13 protein-coding genes and 1 pseudogene are annotated in these 16538 nt (G+C 60.8%); 8 read left to right on the top strand and 6 right to left on the bottom strand.

Annotated features, from left to right (window positions below; translation table 11 throughout):
* Positions 1-97 precede the first annotated feature (97 nt).
* Positions 98-1075, top strand: coding sequence for a 5'-nucleotidase (locus tag F3J44_RS00390; protein WP_167269896.1), 978 nt, complete (start codon positions 98-100; stop codon positions 1073-1075).
* 65 nt (positions 1076-1140) lie between these two features.
* On the opposite strand, the gene F3J44_RS00385 is transcribed toward F3J44_RS00390, so the two are convergent.
* From F3J44_RS00385 to F3J44_RS00370, 5 genes and pseudogenes are all read right to left on the bottom strand, one after another.
* On the bottom strand, positions 1141-2298 hold the full coding sequence (locus F3J44_RS00385; RefSeq protein WP_167269894.1) for a DUF3322 domain-containing protein: 1158 nt from the start codon (positions 2296-2298) through the stop codon (positions 1141-1143).
* Entirely contained in the window at positions 2295-3644 is a 1350-nt protein-coding gene (locus F3J44_RS29710; RefSeq protein ID WP_240158183.1) for an SbcC/MukB-like Walker B domain-containing protein, read from the bottom strand. Before F3J44_RS29710 ends, F3J44_RS00385 begins: the two co-directional genes overlap by 4 nt.
* Positions 3645-4832: 1188 nt before the next feature.
* Positions 4833-5585: pseudogene (locus F3J44_RS29705) on the bottom strand (ATP-binding protein); the annotation flags it as partial.
* Positions 5586-5587: 2 nt separating this feature from the next.
* Positions 5588-6331, bottom strand: a complete 744-nt coding sequence (locus F3J44_RS00375; RefSeq protein ID WP_167269892.1) for a DUF4194 domain-containing protein — start codon at positions 6329-6331, stop codon at positions 5588-5590.
* 2 nt (positions 6332-6333) lie between these two features.
* Complete coding sequence (locus F3J44_RS00370; protein ID WP_167269890.1) at positions 6334-7833, bottom strand: DUF3375 domain-containing protein; 1500 nt, start codon at positions 7831-7833, stop codon at positions 6334-6336.
* Positions 7834-8300: 467 nt separating this feature from the next.
* On the opposite strand from F3J44_RS00370, the gene F3J44_RS00365 reads away from it, so the two are divergent.
* From F3J44_RS00365 to F3J44_RS00350, 4 genes are read left to right on the top strand one after another with little or no spacing between them, the layout of a single operon-like run.
* On the top strand, positions 8301-9263 hold the full coding sequence (locus F3J44_RS00365) for an ATP-binding protein (RefSeq protein ID WP_167269889.1): 963 nt from the start codon (positions 8301-8303) through the stop codon (positions 9261-9263).
* Positions 9264-9269: 6 nt separating this feature from the next.
* A complete protein-coding gene (locus F3J44_RS00360) occupies positions 9270-10496 on the top strand; it encodes a hypothetical protein (RefSeq protein ID WP_205299602.1) in 1227 nt (408 codons plus the stop codon).
* On the top strand, positions 10493-12607 hold the full coding sequence (locus tag F3J44_RS00355) for a hypothetical protein (protein ID WP_205299600.1): 2115 nt from the start codon (positions 10493-10495) through the stop codon (positions 12605-12607). The genes F3J44_RS00360 and F3J44_RS00355 overlap by 4 nt, the downstream gene beginning before the upstream one ends.
* 7 nt (positions 12608-12614) lie before the next feature.
* Positions 12615-13304 carry an OmpA family protein gene (locus F3J44_RS00350; RefSeq protein ID WP_167269887.1) on the top strand — a complete coding sequence of 230 codons (690 nt, stop codon included), beginning with the start codon at positions 12615-12617 and terminating at the stop codon, positions 13302-13304.
* A 116-nt stretch (positions 13305-13420) separates the two neighbouring features.
* Here the strand turns inward: F3J44_RS00350 and F3J44_RS00345 are convergent, their stop codons facing one another.
* Positions 13421-14299 carry a YafY family protein gene (locus tag F3J44_RS00345; protein ID WP_167269886.1) on the bottom strand — a complete coding sequence of 293 codons (879 nt, stop codon included), beginning with the start codon at positions 14297-14299 and terminating at the stop codon, positions 13421-13423.
* Between the two features lie 355 nt (positions 14300-14654).
* Between F3J44_RS00345 and F3J44_RS00340 the strand changes: the two genes are divergently transcribed.
* From F3J44_RS00340 to F3J44_RS00330, 3 genes are all read left to right on the top strand, one after another.
* Positions 14655-14900, top strand: coding sequence for a hypothetical protein (locus tag F3J44_RS00340; protein ID WP_167055358.1), 246 nt, complete (start codon positions 14655-14657; stop codon positions 14898-14900).
* A 156-nt stretch (positions 14901-15056) separates the two neighbouring features.
* Positions 15057-15599, top strand: a complete 543-nt coding sequence (locus F3J44_RS00335; RefSeq protein ID WP_167269885.1) for an AAA family ATPase — start codon at positions 15057-15059, stop codon at positions 15597-15599.
* Between the two features lie 58 nt (positions 15600-15657).
* Complete coding sequence (locus tag F3J44_RS00330; RefSeq protein ID WP_167269884.1) at positions 15658-16428, top strand: SDR family NAD(P)-dependent oxidoreductase; 771 nt, start codon at positions 15658-15660, stop codon at positions 16426-16428.
* The last annotated feature ends 110 nt before the right edge of the window (positions 16429-16538 follow it).

Genomic DNA, 16538 nt, shown 5'->3' with positions numbered 1-16538 from the left:
GCGCATCGCGGGGCTGTCACCCAGTGTCACGCCCAAACGCACGCGGCGTGTATGATGGCACTCGACCTTTTGCCAAGCGCCGCAGGAGACGCCCGCCATGCCCTACCCCATCGAGCATAAACTGGTTGTCGGCGTTGCCTCCAGCGCCCTGTTCGACCTGGCCGTCTCCGACGACATCTACCAGGCCGAAGGCGTCGAAGCCTACCGCCTGCACCAGGAGGCGAACCTCGACGTACCGTTCCCCAAGGGCGTGGCCTTCCCGTTCATCCGCCGCTTCCTGAGCATCAACCAGGCCTTTCCCGAGCAACTGCCGGTGGAAGTGGTGCTGCTCTCGCGCAACTCGCCGGAAACCGGATTGCGGGTGTTTCGCTCGATCAGGCACTACAACCTGGACATCACCCGTGCGGCGTTCATGTCCGGCCGCTCGCCCTACGAGTACATTCCCGCGTTCAATGCCTCACTGTTCCTCAGCGCCCACGAAGGTGACGTGCAACGCGCCATCGACGCCAATTACCCGGCCGGGCTGGTGCTGCCCACGCGCATCTACGACGACGAGATCGATACCGAGCTGAGGGTGGCCTTCGACTTCGATGGCGTGATTGCCGATGACGAGGCCGAAAGCGTCTACAAGCAGAACCTCAACCTCGATGACTTCCAGGCCCACGAGCAGGACCGCAAGGCCATTCCCCATCAGCCGGGGCCATTGGCCGACCTGTACCGCAAGCTGTCGCTGATTCGCCAGCTTGAAGACCGCAAGCTGGCGCAAGACCCTGACTACCAGCGCATCCTGCGCATCGCCATCGTCACCGCGCGCAACGCGCCGGCCCATGAACGGGTGGTAACCACCTTGAAGAACTGGGGCGTTTCGCCGGACGAGTCGTTCTTCCTGGGCGGCATGGAAAAAGAACGGGTACTGCGGATTCTGAAACCGCACATGTTCTTCGATGACCAGCGCAGCCACCTGTATTCGGCAGCCGGCGACCTGCCCATGGTGCACGTGCCGTTTGGCGTGGCCAACAAGCGCCAGGCTGCAGCCTTCACGGCAAAGGACCTGAGCAAGCTGGACATCGGCTGAGGTTCAGGCTCCGCCCTTCAAAGACACCGGCCTGTGGCGGGCGGAGATTATCTGACGGGGTTTCTTCAGGAACGTCCCTGATGGCCAGCCCATTCGCTGATAGCGAACGCGACCTCTCCCTTGGGCAGATACTCCTGCTCAAGGCGCCCGCGGGTTTGCTGCAGCAAGAACTGGTAGAAAGCCCCCTCATCCTCCAACAATCCATCCGGCGTGGTGGCCTGGGCGCGAACGGGCTCGATGACCGCGTTGAGCGCGCCATGCTGCTCAAATACCGCCTTGTGCATCAGCAACGCTTCAATGCCCGGGCGAGACAGGCGTGCCCGCGCCAGCATCAGCAGCCCCCAGCTGTCCAAGTCACCCCAGTAGCCAATGCACTTATCAGCGAAGTGCGCAGCCCCCAACCATTGCACATCCAACCCTGCACCCAATATTGCGACCGTGCCCGGTACCTCAGGCAATAGATGCAGGCACTGTTCATTCTCGACCACGAGGATCCGAGTGCCTGGCAGTGGGGTTTGGGCAAGCTCGGCGGTGGTGAGCCTAAGCCGTCTGAATGGCAACAGCCCAGGCTCCAACGGCACGACGAGCACCCAATGGCTGCTTTCTTCGAGCGCATCCAGAAACGTTGTCAGCCCCTGCTCCGAAACAGCACCCTCGAAGCGCTCATCAAGCAGGCGGCTAAGCAATGCCGAGTGTCGTTCAAAAAACTTGGTATCAACACCATGCTCGGCAAGTAACCTAAGCGGCCGACCGCTGGCGCATCCTGGGCTCAATTGCATGGCCAGGCGCAGGGTGGCAACCACCTCCTCACAGGGTTTGGCCATCCACAAGCTGCGTTGCGCCACCAGCAGCGAATGAAACGTGCTGTCAGCGTGCGCCACCAGGTATTCAAGCCGCGCATACTCATGGCTGACCTGCGCGTCGCCAATTGCGGCGACCCACTCGGAAGGGTTGCGCAGCTGCCAGCGCAGCGGTATGGATACAGGCTCAAGGCCTGCTCGGTAACTTACCCGTGCCCACTCGACCGTGCCAACCTTCACTTCACGCCAGCGTTGCACATGCTGCAGAACACGCTGGGGGCTTTGTGCAAAAACACCTGCCGATGGTTTCCCAATGGAAAGACGCTGCGGCCAGCTGCCTGGGTTGAGCAAACGCGCAACCCGTGTGCTGGACTGCTGCCATTGTCGGGCCAGTTTATGGCCCAGTTCCAAGGGTGATTTCATGGCTGGCCTTTGCGCTGTTGATGGTGCTCGTCCAAGGCTTCCCAGCTCAGCGATACCACACTGGAATCCATCCCTCGCCGATGGACGACTACGGCGGAGCGCGTATGGTGGCGCAACAAACGCATTTCCTTGTTGGGCGTGATGAACACGGCATGCAGGCCAAACTCGCGCAGGGCTGCGATGATACGGCCGGCCACGGCATGGGAGCTGCGCGAGAATGCCTCATCCAGCACGATGGTGCCGAACAGCGGCCGACTGCTGCCGTCCGGGCACAACGCATAACTGAGTGATGCGGTCAGCACGTAGGAAGCGATGATTTCCTTCTCACCGCCACTCCCACCTTGCGAACCAGTGCGCGTCTCGATGATCTCCCGGGATTCGCGGTCAATCACCGACACCGCGAACTCCAAGCGAAAACGTGGGTCGAGCAGCGCCTTGGGCCCCAGGTTGCGGCTGTGATCGCACGCGTCCTTGAGCAACACAACCAGCGCTTGCAGGGCCTGGTAGTGGCTCTCGCCTTGGTCCTCAACAAACCGCGCCGAAGCCAACTGCCGCTGAGCGCGCTGGAGGGTGCGCAGGCTTTCGTGAATGACTTTGTTGGCAACCAGGCGCAGATAACGCCCCGGCTGAAAGTCGACGCGACGCATGGTGTTATTCAGGTCATCGAGCCGTTCCTCGATAACCGAAACTTCATGCTCGATGTAGCTGAGCAGCTGGGTGACCCCATCGTCCGATGAGCGATTCAGGTATTCCTGGAAGCGTTTGAGTTTTTCCGGCAACGCTTCTTCGGTCAGCACGCGAAGCCGCTCCAGGTACTTGGGAATATCTGTGAGTTCCCGACCTGTTTCCGCGAGCGCACCGGTGTCCACCTTCAAGGCATCGGACATGTGGTTGGCCAGCTCCACTTGGTGCGCGCCCAACATGTCGGCCAGTTTCTTCAGCTCGTCACGCAAGGTACGCAGCAGCTGGCGCTCAAGGTCGTAGATATCTTCCAGGTTGGCTTCGGTCAACGCCGGGCAGTGGGCCTTGGCCAGTTCTCGCTGGCTGTCGGTAAGGCCTTTTTCTGCAGCGTTGTTGGCTTTGCGGGCGGCGGCGGCGGCAGTATCGAACTTGCCTTTGAGGGTTACGCAAGCCAGTTGGCACTGTTGAAGCTGTGCTTCCAGGTTTTTCAACACCTGCAAGGCCTCGTCAAGCTCTGCCTTGACCATTGCCAGATCGGAACCCGGCCGGGTCAGCGTTTCCAATTGCGCGCGCAGGGCCTGCAACTGCGCCTGGGCGCCGGGCAAATCGATGTCCTCGAATTGCAGCGCTTCCAGATGCTTGTACAGCAGGGCCGAATCCTCCAGCTCCCGTACCTTGTCCCGCGTCGCTGCCCTCGCAAGCTTAGCGGGCTTGAGCTGCGCATCGGCTTCGCGCAGTTGCTCGTCCAGGAAGGCCAGGCGGTCACGGTTATCGAAACCGGTCAGCCAGTCGTCTTCCAGGCGCTTGTGGTCCTGCTTGTCAAAAAAGCGGGCCTTACCAGACATCAACCCTTCGGCCGTCATGGCATGGGGCAGATGGCGCAGTTGCTCCGGGCTCTCTACACAGTGCCGGTCGTTGTCGGCCAGCAAAGCCTTGACCGAATCGCGATAGGGATGCTCCTTGAAATGCAGTTTGCGAGTAAAACCGTCCTCGAAGAAAACCGGCGGCGAACTTGGCGTTTTCACCTCCAGCAAACGCACGTGCAACCGGTTGTGCCGCAGGTTTACCCAATTCAGGGCAGCCTGTATCGATGCCGAAGGAACCAGGATGCGCAGCCTTTGGCTGCCGATGGCTCGCTCGATGGCCCCTCGCCAGGCTTGCTCGTCAGGCTTTACCTGCACCAGCTCGGCGACAAAGGGCAACGCCGACTCTTCCAGGCCCAGCGCTTGCGCCAAGTCATTGCGAAACCCATGGTAGTGGCCCCCCAGATTGGACCCCGGGCGCCGTTCGACTTCTGCGCGCTCCTGCTGTAACAACAGGCGTTTGTCGGTCAAGTCTTTCTCGGCCACCCCGGCTTGAAACGCCACATCGCGGGCCAGTTCGATTTCCTGGTCATGCTGCTCCCGGCGTTGCCTGAGCTGCTGCTGGTTGGCGTTGAAGGTGCTGGCCGTCAAGTCATCTGGCATACCCAGCCTGCCGACCACACGGCGGTACTGCTCGGCCTGCCGCCCCCTGCGCACGCATTCCTGGTCACGCTCAGCGATACGTTGCCGAAGCTGATCGATACCGGCACCGCCCACCTGCAAATAGCGTTGGCGGTGCTGGTCCACCGTCTCCCGTTGCACGTCCAGGCCTTCCTGGCACTGCAAGAGCAGCGCCTGCGCAACGTTGTGCTCCTGCTCCAGCCGATGAGTCTGCTGCAACCACAAATGATGCCCTTGCTCGGCAAACCAAACAGGTACGATGCTCTCAAGGGACTGCTTGTCGACGAACTGCACTTGCACCTGCTGGTAACGCTGCCAACCATCGGCAACGGGCTGCAGGGCGCGCTGCTGTTTGCGAGCGATTTCCAGCTCCCGGTGGATATCGGTCAGGTCATCAAAGCTCTTCACCACTTCATCTGCACGCTCGAATGCCGAACGGTCATCCAACACCAGTTCACGAAAGATTTCGTCGATACTGTTAAGCTGCTTCAGGCCCGCGGCCCGGTTAAGCAAGGTGAACGCATTCTCACCCACTTCGAAGTATTCCCTTAACCTCGCCAGATACGCCTTCTTGCTGGGGTAAGACCAAACGCCGGTGGCCTCTTTCTCCATATGGCGCAGCGCCCGCATGCCACCGGCATGGTGCTGATTCAGCCAATGCTCCAGGGTTTGATCGGCAGCCTCCACCAGCATCCAAAGTTTTTTCAGGTCCGTTGCAGATGAACTGGTGCCCTCGAACCAGAGCACTACGCCAATACGAACTTGGCTACCGTCACACTCGAAAGTAGCAGCGATAGCCGTCACTGTTTTGCCCTGGCGGGCGATGTGCGACTGTTGCTCGCCGCCGTCCCCTGGGCCAGAGACACCCCGCACGTAGGACACCAGGTCGCGGTCGCTTTCATGACCACCGGTGGAGGCCAGGTTGTAGCGGGGGTTGGCACAGAGTAGCGTCATCAAGGCATCGATCAGGGTAGTCTTGCCACTGCCAGTCGGCCCGATGACTGCAGTGCCACTGGGGTCGATCTCGGCCCGGTGATATCCGTGGAAGCCACCCCAGTTGTAAAGCTCCAGGTTGGCCAGGATGAACGTCTCGCTGTCGCGCCATGGCAAGGCCTGCTGCATGTTCATGCCTGCTCCCCCGCTTCACCCGTATTCGCAGCACCGGTGCCCTGAACCTGCGCACGCAGCCAGGCCACCAGTGCCTGCAGGTTTTCCGGATTCGCCAGGTGGGTGATGATAGGTCGGATGACGACCCTGTCGTGAGCATCGACGGCCGACACCAGGCCATGGCCCTTGAGCTGGTCCAGCAAAGCCAGCACTCGATTACGCTCACCCGCTTCGCTACCGAGCTCGCCCAGGTAGACCTGCAGCTGCGGGATCAACTCGTCAACCGCCACCTGCGCAAGGTTCGCTCCTGTGCCGCTTTCTTGCTCATAAACGATGAAGTGCTGCCTGAGAACGGCGATGAGCAAGGATTGCTCAAGGTTGAGCCGTTGCCGGCGCACCAATGGGTGCGACCAGTCGTCGTCTTCCCCCTGACCGGCCTGACGCACCATGACGAACAGCAGGCCACGTACATCATCGATCCCCATGGCCAGGTCAAGCGGTTCGAGAATCCGCTCCACCGCCTCGGTATCGGCCAATGCGGCACGGTAGAGGTTGGGTTTCTGGCTTTCCTCCAGCAATCCATATTTGAGCATTTCCTGAACCGCCTCGCGAACCTTGCGGGGTGTGCGCCATTCTTCATCCCGCGCATGCGATACCTGGGGCTGCGGGCCCGGGCTGCCCTCTGCCTGGGCATCCACCTCTTCAGGTGCCACGTGGTGCGGCTTTTCAGCTGCGGTGATGCGATCAAAAATCCCTGTCATGCCTACAACTCCCAGTCGATATCCTTGAGCGCCTCTGCGTCGAGTGCGACGTAGGGCAATGTAAAGCGCCAGCGACGTTCGTCTTCGTCAACCAGCTCCACGGTTTGGCGCTCCTGCACCAACACCTCGATCCCGGCCTCACGCGCCATCGCCAGCCATAACGCGAATGTTTCCAGGTCATGGGCGGGCGGAAGCAATGACGCCAGCTCCGCAATGCTCAGGGGACGGCCTTGCTCAGCCAGCAAGGCCAAGGTGCTTTGAATAAGCGCTTCACGGTCCAACCCGTCGAACGAATTCCAGAAATCCTCATCGACCTGTTCCAGGCCAGTGCTTTTTTGCCGCATGTCCGGCTGCGGGTTGGTATCGCTGTCCATGTCCTTGAAGCGCAATCGTTCGATGGCCGGCACGCCGATAATGGCTACCCCGACCGGCGGCAGGGGCACCGGTTGGCGGCGTTCGAGCTGACGCTGCCAGTCGAGCTTCAGTGCCAGGGTGAAGAAATCGTTGAGCAAATGGCCCACCCGATGATGCTCTGCTGCCAGGCCGGTTTTCATGAAGCCGCGAACATCCCGCTCGCTTCGCGCCCGTGCCTGCAGTACCGCTTGCGACTCCATCATCAGGCGCAGTGCCAACCTGCGCAGTTCGCGCTGTTGCGGTCGGGTAAGTGCCTTGGGCGCTGCGCGGTGCGAAAGAATGGTGCGCAACCGCTCGCGCATCACAACCAACTCATTGGACTGGCGCAACTGCTGCTGAAAACTGTCGAAGACTCGGCCTTCAGGGGTGTTGAGCAACGCATCCTGGCCATCCAGCAACCGGTCGACGATTTCACCCCGGTGCGCCTGCTCGCTGATGATCGACTGACGCAGGGCACGATCCGCTTCCCGCCAGGAATCCTCAACGCGGCGAAAATCCGCTCGCAAGCTGGTTGCCAGGTTGAAGATTTCACGAATGCCTTCGATCGCCTGGGCTTCGGTCAGCACTATCACGTGCCCGGCCTCTACCTGGCGCAGTTCGTGTTCGAGGTCGGTGATACGGCGCCGCAGGCTGGCAATACGGCTAGTGGGGCTGGGATTGAGATTGGTTTCGAGGTTTTCGATCTCGCGTTGCACCACCGACAGCCGTGAAGCGGTGGACGTCATGATCCGGTTGTCCAGCGAATCGGCAAACTGGATCGCCGATTGCAGTGCGTCAGTTGCTTGAATACGCCCTTCCCGCTCGACCACTAAGCGACGCTTGATCCACTCGCGCAGCTCCCGGCCGGCCTGCACATGGGTCGCCTCCGGGTCGATGTTATACAGCTCTTCGCTGGCATAGGCCGCGAGCATGGCAGCCAGCGCTTGTAGCGCGTCTTCCATCGTAATGCCGTCATGCGAGCGCTCGAACAACGCCCGCAGGCAGCCCAGTACCAAGGGTGCCCGAGGCGAAGCCAGCAATCGCCAGGCCGGGTGTTGATTGCGAGCGAACACGTAGCGTTCTGAGTGATGTTGCGCTTTTTCTTCCATGGTCACCGCTCGGTTGACTGCAGGGCGCTGGGCCTTACAGAAAGTGGGGAATGCGGGCCCGAACCATTCGGGTTGCGACAGTTGCCGAGACTAGAGGGCGTATTTGGTGGTCCGCAATCAATATGCGTCCGCCGCGATGATTTTCAGAACGGAACTTCAGATAAATCGCTGACTTATCGGATTCACGGGATTCTTCTTACAGCAATATAGGCTGGGCCCTACTCCACTTTGCGTTCAGAGGTCGCAAACACACCGGCTACCCAAATTTTTCCTTAAGCCCTCAAGTACGCGTAACAACAGTCGATACAGGCAGGTTGCCACTACCTATGTGCGCAACCATCACTTCGAAAAACGGACTTATCGTGTGAGCACTGTTATTGCCTCCCCTGCCCAGCAGGCCAGCACGATCTGCCCCCCTTTTTTGGCAAATTACCCTGGCGGCGCATGCGCCTGAGGCAGACTTCGACATGTCTTCACGGGACTACCTGTACAAGAACTTGCGCCCCGAGTTCGTGGCGCCCGAAACGCCTGAACCTTCTGCACCCGGGGCTATGCGCCGCAGTACCGAGCCGCGCTTTACCCTGGAGCGGGACGTGGTGCTTTCAGCGGCCATCCGCCAGCAGTTGGATGAAGCGCTGAGCAAGATCCGCCACCACGACATCATCTACACCACTTGGGGGTTCAGCGCAGTCGACCCCTGTGGCAAGGGCACCTTGCTGAACTTTCATGGTGCCCCAGGCACCGGCAAGACCCTCACCGCAGAGGCCTTCGCCGGGAGCATCGGTAAACGCCTGATACTTGCCAGCATCGCCGACCTTGAAAGCAAATTCATGGGTGACACCTCGAAGAACATCGTCAGCCTTTTCGAAGCGGCGCGCAGCGAAGACGCCGTGCTGTTTCTTGACGAAGCGGACACCCTGCTGGGGCGCCGCCTGTCCTCGGTCACCCAGGGCATCGACAACGAAGTGAACGCGATGCGTTCGACACTGCTGATCGAACTGGAAAAGCACCCTGGGGTAGTGATATTCGCCAGCAATTTCGCCCGCAACTATGACAGCGCCTTCGTCAGCCGGATTTCCCAGCACATTCGCTTCGAACTACCAGGTGATGAGGAGCGCCGCGCCATCTGGGCCAGGCTGCTGGTGCCAGGCATCCCCCTGGGGGCAGGCCGCGAGGCCCTGCTCGACAGCCTGGTTGCGCCGTCCGCCGGCCTCAGTGGCCGGGAAATCCGCACCTGCCTGCGGCTGGCGCTGCCAAAACCGCTGCTGCCCCAGGGCTGCGGCATCCTGCAGCCGGCACATGTGCTCGAAGCCATCGAGCAACTGCAAGCCGCACGCAATGACATTCAAACCAGCGCGCCAGGTGATGAACCCAGGCGCACCGACATCGCACGCAAACTGTTGGGCGTTCATACAAGGAGTGACGGATAAATGGGTATGTTCAGCACATTCAAGGGCTGGGTGAGCAAGGCGGTGGAAGTCGTCAGGGAAACCGTCGTCACGGCTGTGAACTGGTTGGCCGACGAGGCGGAAACCTTCGTTGGCGAAGTGAAGCGCCTGTATAAAGCCGCCAAACCCTACATTTCCAAAGCGCGCGTGGTGCTGCGCACGATTTCCCAGAACGTACCCATTCCGTGGGTCCAGGGTGTCAGTATGGCCCTGGACAAGGCCTTGGCCACCCTCGAACACCTGGATACCCACCCGCTTGCCGCCAAGATACAGGCAGCGGTCGAATGGGTGATTGCCCGCGCCCGGGATGCCAAGCGCCACCTGCTCAACGACCAGGAAGTGGCTGAAGCCGAGCAGCGCGCAGCCGACCTGGAAGCCGCCATGTCCAAAGTCGGTGAAACCGAACTTCCGGCGCTGCAGGGCCTGGCGATGAGCAACCGCTATGAACTGGTCCGCGCGCGCATCAACCGCCTTGTGGAAGATGAGGCGTTCGTTAGTTTCGATCACTACCTGCGCATCCGCGCCGTACAGAAACTGCTGCCCCTCTACGAAGAACAGATGGAGGCGGTGAAGGACATCGGCAGCGTTCTGGGTGAACCGATGTTCATCATCAATGTGGCCAGCCAACTGATCAAAGGCCACGCCGAACTCGACGACCTGGCCATGCAGCGCCTGGACCGGCTGACCACCGAGCGCTTTGGCAAACCGGTGATTCCGTTCGTGTTCGAGGAAATGATTAACGTCTGGGGCCTGGACCTCAAGCAGCATCAGGATACCTGGGAGGAGCTGAACCAGCGCCTATCCCGCGACCGGGTGATCTTGCGCCGCCTTGCCGCTGAGGCTGAGTTCGAACCACTGCCGGCCGAAGAAGCCAAGGTACTCGACGACCTGCGCAAGCTGGTGCCCATCGACGAAGCGAAACTGCAGAAGCTCGGCGCCGACGTGCGCGCCAAACGCAACTATGTGTATGCCGCCGAAGGGTTCCTGCAGCTGCTGGAAAATGACCAGCAGACATTGATCGACGAGGACCGCGAATACTTGATCGACGACGGTGCGCAAGTGAGCCATTTGCTGATCCGCTGCGCACAAAATGGCGAGAAGTGGGAAAACCTTTTGCCTGCCGAGCAATCGCTGATCATCAGCTTTGCCAACATCTTCGAAGCCGATTGCCGCAAGCGTACCGAGCGATTCACCCTGGTGGAGGTGGCAGCGTGAGCGGTGGCGTATTGGACTTTCTCTCCCCTTCCCTGGGCAACCCGCTGGAAATCGTGTTCTGCAGTGTAATTCTGGGCGGCATGCTGGTTTCCTTGATCACCGCCGAGCTGTTCGGGCGGGCGCCGGCCTGGGAGCGCAATTGGCAAGGTGGCACGCACAAGGGCGCACTGGATATCGAGCATGGCTCCATCGGCGAGCTGAGCCAGGCCGTGGCAACCCTGCCAGAACGCATCGTCGGCAATATGCCGGGCCTGCTGCTGATCGTTGGCCTGCTGGGCACCTTCCTGGGGTTGGGCATGGCACTGGACAAGGCCTCGGCCATCCTCCAGGGCAACGCCGACTCGCTCAATGCCATGAGCGATTCCCTATCGCAACTGACAGGGATGATGAAAGACCTGGGCACCAAGTTCAAAACCTCCACCTGGGGCATCATTGCCTTCATCGTGCTGAAACTGTGGGACTCAGCCCGCTGGTCGGCGGAGAGCCGGCGTACTGGCTGGTGTGTCGACCGCATGAAGCGCGAGATCGACCAGGCCCGCGCAACGCTCACGGCACAGGGCGATACCCGTGAACGCCTGGCCCGCGAGAACCTGCAGGCCGTGGGCAAGCAGCTGGTGCAGGCCGTGGCCGCACAAAGCCAGGTACTGGGCAACGAGCTCAAGCAACTCAAGCTCATCGAATTCAAGCGCGGGCAGAAGCAGGATGAGCAGTTCGGCCAGTTGGCAATTCAGATGGCCGAGCAACTGCAGCAACTGCAGCAACTCAACGCCCCAAGCGCCAGCCTTGCAGTGCTGGCCGGTTTCAGCGTCCACCTGCCCCGGCTCGAAGCGCTTGAGCAGCACGGCCAGTCGCTGCAGCAAATCGATGCTGGCCTTGCTCGGCTGCAGGAACAGGCCGAGCGTAACAGCCAGCAGGCTGCAGGTTTCAGCCAGCAGGCCGAACTCCAGGCGCAAGCCCTGCTGGCTGCGCTCGCCAAGCAACATGCACAGCACATTGAAGTTCAACGCGGCCTCGCCGATCAGCAATTGGAGCAGGCCAGAACCTTGACCTCGCTGGCATCCGAAACCAATCAGGTGCTCGAAACGGTTGGCCAGCACACCCAGGCAAGCCAGCAGAGCCTTGAGCAGTTCGTCAGTGCCAGCCGCGAAAACCTCAAGGCACTGGAAAACGCTGGCAGCACCATGGGCCAGGCCGCAGAACAACTGGCAGCGTCTGCCGGTGCACTGGAGAGCGGTGTGAAGGTGATGGAGCAGAACGTCGGCGGTGCCATCGACAAGCTCAATGGTGATTTCCACGGCCACCTGCAAAACATGCAGCAGAGCCTGGATGGCAACATTGCCCGTTTGAGCGAGGTGATGAACGAGCTGCAATCGGGCCTGATGAGCAACGTCGACCAGATGAGCCAGGATTTCTCGCGCAACACCGCAGCGATGTCCGAAAACCTAAAGGGCGCGACTGACAATATCTCCCATGCGGTCAATGGCCTGACCGGGGAAGTGCAGGATGTGATGCAGAAGGTCAGCGAGAACATCGAGTCGGCGAACGTTTCCCAGCGCAAGGTCAGTGCCATGGTGGTATCGACCAACGATGGTCTGAACGAGACCGTCGAACAGATGAAACAGCAGATGGGCATGATTGCCCAGAAGGTCACGGAAGGCTTGAGCGATGTATCTGAGAACAGCAAGCGCATGGACCGCGTCGGCAAGCAACTGGTGAAGTTTCCAGAGCTTGCAGAAAGCCTCGGCAAGCTCCATGAGCACTTCCAGGCACTGCTGGCGCAAGGCGCGCAAACATCCCAGGTACTCGAACAGTTGCCCACGCAGCTACGCGCTGACCTGAACCAAAACGGGCAATTGCTAAGCGCAGCGGTGGCCAACCTGGCCCAGCTTTCCGAACAACTGAACACGCTCACGGCGCGAGCCCAGCGCAGTGGTCAACAGGTGGCGGAGCTTCCCCAGGCCATGGCCGAGCGAATGGGCGAGCAGTTCTCCAACCACCTGCTGCCCCTGCAAGATGCCGCCGGCACCACCGTCGCCCTGTTGCAGCGCTTGGCCGATCAGGCCCGCCAGCCCGAGCCTCGACCTTCCTCCGACGAACCACTGACGGCATGAGACGGCCATGAAAGACAAACCCAACGAGTGGGTCTCGATCTCTGACCTGATGGCGGGGGTCATGGCCGTGGTGATGCTGATGCTGGTGGTGTCCGTACTGCAGAACAAGGCCGCCGAAGCCACGAGGGTGGTGGAGAAGCAGCAGATGGAAGCCGCGCGTCAGGCGCAGCGCAACAAAGGCGAGGCCGCACAACGGGCTCGCCTGAGCGAGCTGCTGGCCAGCATGCAATCGGACCTTCGCCGCACCGGGGAAACCGACCTGGTCGACGTTGATATCCAGAACCGTCGGTTGACCTTGCCCGATAACGCCTTTGCCCGGGGCAGTGCTTGCATTACGCCCGCAGCCAGGAATGCACTGACCTTGCTCAGCGCCCGGGTGGCGAGCTTCATCAGCGACTACGGTCAAGGCCAGGTGCTGGTTGAAGGCCATACCGACAACTTGCCAGTATCGCGCCCGGTGACCGACTTCGAGCGGTTCTGTACCGTGTATGACGACAACTACACATTGTCGGCGGCACGGGCCAGGGAGGCGCGCAAGCTGCTGATCCAGGCGCTCAATACCCAGCAGGCGCTGCGGGTGGTGGTTGCCGGCTATGGTGATTCGCGGCCCAAGCCTGGAGTGGACCCAGCCAGTGCATTGAACCGGCGGGTGGAAGTGCAGTTGGTTGTGGCCACAGAGGCACCCGCCAGCCACTGACAACCTTCAAGCCACGAGGCCATCGTCTGCGCACAGTCTGCGTGCAGGCGAAGGCCTTGCTGTTTGGGTGCCGGGGCAAGTCAACCACTGTGTCGATGGCTTGCCGGCGCAATGGCTCAGTCCGAGTACAGCCAGGGGCGAAGTTCTGCGCGGTTGGCCAAGACCAACTGTTGCGCCTCGGGCTTGGGCTCATGCACATTCGGGTTGATCTGAAAGCGCTGCACAACGTACTTCACCAACGCTTGCGGCCTGCGCACCACCAGTTGCCCATCCGTCATTCCGTAGTCCACCTCGATGATCACCTTCTGCGCCGCGCTCAGGCGCTCGTCTGGCCGGAAGATTACGTCAATCTGGGTATTCCACTCGGTATCCAACTCGATGCCATTGTCGGTGATTTCATCGCGCAACTCAGGCTCCCCGCGAAAACGGCTCAGCACGAAATCCCGGTATTTGCGGTTCTTCTCGCAATAGGCCCGCACATGCCAGCGCATACCCGTATACACCAGCGTATGCGGCGCAATGGTTCTGCCTTCCAGTTCTGGGCTTGTGAAGGACACGTACTCGATGTCCAGCCGCCGTTTCTCCCGGCAGGCCTTGAGCAACGGCCGCAGCACTTCGGGCCGGATGGAACGGTCCGGCACCTTCAATACCTCGGTATGTGCATACGCCAGCGCCAGCCCTTCAATGTGCGGGGCACGCTCGTTGTTCTGGTTCAGCAGGTCCAGGTAGGCACTGGCGCTGTCATCGATGAACAGCGGCTTGAACTGGCGGGTGGGCACATAGCCTTTGATTTGCTTGTCGTAGACAAGGTTTTTCGAGGCGTAATCGTTGATATAGGTATTGATGTCCTTGGAGGCCTGCTGCCGGCTGATGCCGAAGCTTTGCATCAGGTGATTGGTTGTCAGCCTGCCTTCCCACCACACCACCGTTTCAATGAGTCGATAGCGCAAAGCCAGGTCCCAACGGGTTTGTTCCATTCGTTGTGTGCGTTTCATCCGGGTTCCTGGTGACAGGGTGGCTGTTCATGGTCAAAAGGCTGACGTGTCGCCTGATCGTACGTGTCCAGCCCGATGCAAATCAAGCCAGCAGCGATATGTAAATAAACCGGTCATATCATAAGCGATTGCGCCAAGATGCGGTTTGGTGGCCCATGCGCTACAGCCCTCACGGCACAATACTTCGTGCGCTTTGGCCCAGCCAGGTAGCCTCAAGGCCTTCTCCACCCTAGCTCCGGGCTGGCTTCAGATCTGCACCATTCCTTTACCTGTACAAGTCTCCAATATCGACATGTCGTTTAACAGGACATATCTTTTGGTTGGCAGCAATTTGCCACCACCCAAGGAGAAACAGATGCAAGCCATTGAAATCACATTGCTGGGCGTCACCGGCCTTACGCTGCTCATGGTCTGCCTTGACCATGCCCGGCAGGGCGAAATCTGGAGCCTGCTCAAAGGTGATCGCGACCTGGAGCGCAGCGCACGTATCCACGAACTGGAAAACAGCGAACTGCGTTCTGCCCTGCGCGCCGAGCGTGAGCATGTCAGCCAACTGCAACGCCAGGTTCAGGTATTGCTGGGCGTAACGCCGCAAGCCTGATGGCTGCCCCGCGCAGCACAAAACCATCCACAAGATGCCAACCGCGTGCGGGCACGGTAGCAAAGACCTGAGCGGGGCGTGCAAACCGGCAGGCAGTTGTTTGAACTGCCTGGGCTGACGGGTAGAATTGCGCGTTTACCCCGACAGGAAGTCCCCATGCAACGCATCGTCATTCTCGGCAACGGCGGCAGCGGCAAATCCACCCTCGCCCGCGCCCTTGGCGCCCGCCTGAAGCTCCCCGTGGTCCACCTGGACCGGCTGTTCTGGGAGCCGAACTGGGCCGAGCCGGACGCCGAGCAGTTTCGTGCGCGCGTGCGCCAAGCGGTCGCCGGTGATGCCTGGGTGTGCGAGGGCAACTACGCCCGCCGCACCTTCGACCTGCGCTTGCCGCGTGCGGATTTGATAATCTGGCTCGACACACCCCGCCTGACCTGTTTTACCCGCGTGGTGCAGCGCCTGCTGCGCAACCAGCCGCGCCCGGACCGCGCGGACGGCTGTGAGGAACGCTTTGAACTGGCCTTTCTCAAGTTCGTGTGGACCTTCGACCGCGATTACCGCCACGGCATCGAGGCCATGCGCGAAAAGGTTGGGCCGCAGGTGCCTACGCTGCACTTGCGCGGCAAGCGGGAAATCAAGGCGTTTCTTGATAGCCTGCCAGAGCCCAGGGCTGACGACGTGTCACTGCTCAACGGCGTTTAATCGGCGCGAGGTGGTCTACCCGAAACACCCAGCCACGCACATCGCATGAGGTGCATGCATGAGCCTGATTCCCAACATCAATGGCGACGCCAATGCGCTGATCTGTGGTGCAAGCCGGGGCATTGGCCTGGCGCTGTGCGCCGCGCTGTTGGCCCGTGCCGACGTGGCGCGCGTCTGGGCCGTTTCCCAGCATGCCAGCCAGAGCACCGCCCTGTTGACGCTTGCCGATGCGCACGGCGGCCGATTGCTGCTGATCGACTGCGACGCACGTGACGAACAGGCACTGGCAGCGCTCGCGGCTGCGGTGCGCCAAACCTGTGATCATCTGCACTTGGTCATCAGCACCTTGGGCATCCTGCACCAGGAAGGCGCCAAGGCCGAAAAGTCGTTGCTGCAGGTGGAACTGGCCGGGTTGCAGGCAAGCTTCGCGACCAACGCTTTCGCGCCAATCCTGTTGCTCAAGCAGCTGTTGCCAATGCTGCGCAAAGGCCCGACGACCTTCGCCGCGCTGTCGGCGAGGGTGGGTTCGATTGGCGACAATCGGCTGGGGGGCTGGTACAGCTACCGGGCGAGCAAGGCGGCGCTCAATCAATTGTTGCACACGGCGAGCATCGAACTGAAACGGCTGAACCCGGCTGCGACGGTGTTGGCGCTGCATCCGGGGACAACGGATACCGAGCTGTCACGACCGTTTCAAGGGAATGTTGCGGCGGGGAAGCTGTTCGAGCCGGCGTATGCGGCGCAGTGCCTGATCACACTGTTGGAACGCTTTGGGCCTGCGGAAAGTGGTGGCTTTATGGCGTGGGACGGGCAGGCGATCGAGTGGTGAGCGGGCGCTGTCCTGGGGCCGGCTGCGCCTACTAGATCGCATCGCGAGCTTTGCTCGCTCCTACGCGGTAGGAGCGAGCAAAGCTCGCGATGAGGCCCGTACAGGCAAAG

It is taken from the genome of Pantoea sp. Tr-811 (assembly GCF_011752535.1).
In the GTDB taxonomy this organism is placed as follows: Bacteria; Pseudomonadota; Gammaproteobacteria; order Pseudomonadales; family Pseudomonadaceae; genus Aquipseudomonas.
Note: the sequence above shows the minus strand (reverse complement) of the source record. Positions and strands in the feature narration are given on the sequence as shown.

Excerpts from the sequence above, each read along its gene's own strand:
- F3J44_RS00375 (WP_167269892.1), bottom strand. The coding sequence starts at position 6,331 with ATGACAGGGATTTTTGATCGCATCACCGCAGCTGAAAAGCCGCACCAC.
- F3J44_RS00335 (WP_167269885.1), top strand. The coding sequence starts at position 15,057 with ATGCAACGCATCGTCATTCTCGGCAACGGCGGCAGCGGCAAATCCACC.
- F3J44_RS00385 (WP_167269894.1), bottom strand. The coding sequence starts at position 2,298 with ATGAAATCACCCTTGGAACTGGGCCATAAACTGGCCCGACAATGGCAG.
- F3J44_RS00330 (WP_167269884.1), top strand. The coding sequence starts at position 15,658 with ATGAGCCTGATTCCCAACATCAATGGCGACGCCAATGCGCTGATCTGT.
- F3J44_RS00390 (WP_167269896.1), top strand. The coding sequence starts at position 98 with ATGCCCTACCCCATCGAGCATAAACTGGTTGTCGGCGTTGCCTCCAGC.
- F3J44_RS00340 (WP_167055358.1), top strand. The coding sequence starts at position 14,655 with ATGCAAGCCATTGAAATCACATTGCTGGGCGTCACCGGCCTTACGCTG.
- F3J44_RS00345 (WP_167269886.1), bottom strand. The coding sequence starts at position 14,299 with ATGAAACGCACACAACGAATGGAACAAACCCGTTGGGACCTGGCTTTG.
- F3J44_RS00350 (WP_167269887.1), top strand. The coding sequence starts at position 12,615 with ATGAAAGACAAACCCAACGAGTGGGTCTCGATCTCTGACCTGATGGCG.
- F3J44_RS00360 (WP_205299602.1), top strand. The coding sequence starts at position 9,270 with ATGTTCAGCACATTCAAGGGCTGGGTGAGCAAGGCGGTGGAAGTCGTC.
- F3J44_RS00365 (WP_167269889.1), top strand. The coding sequence starts at position 8,301 with ATGTCTTCACGGGACTACCTGTACAAGAACTTGCGCCCCGAGTTCGTG.
- F3J44_RS00370 (WP_167269890.1), bottom strand. The coding sequence starts at position 7,833 with ATGGAAGAAAAAGCGCAACATCACTCAGAACGCTACGTGTTCGCTCGC.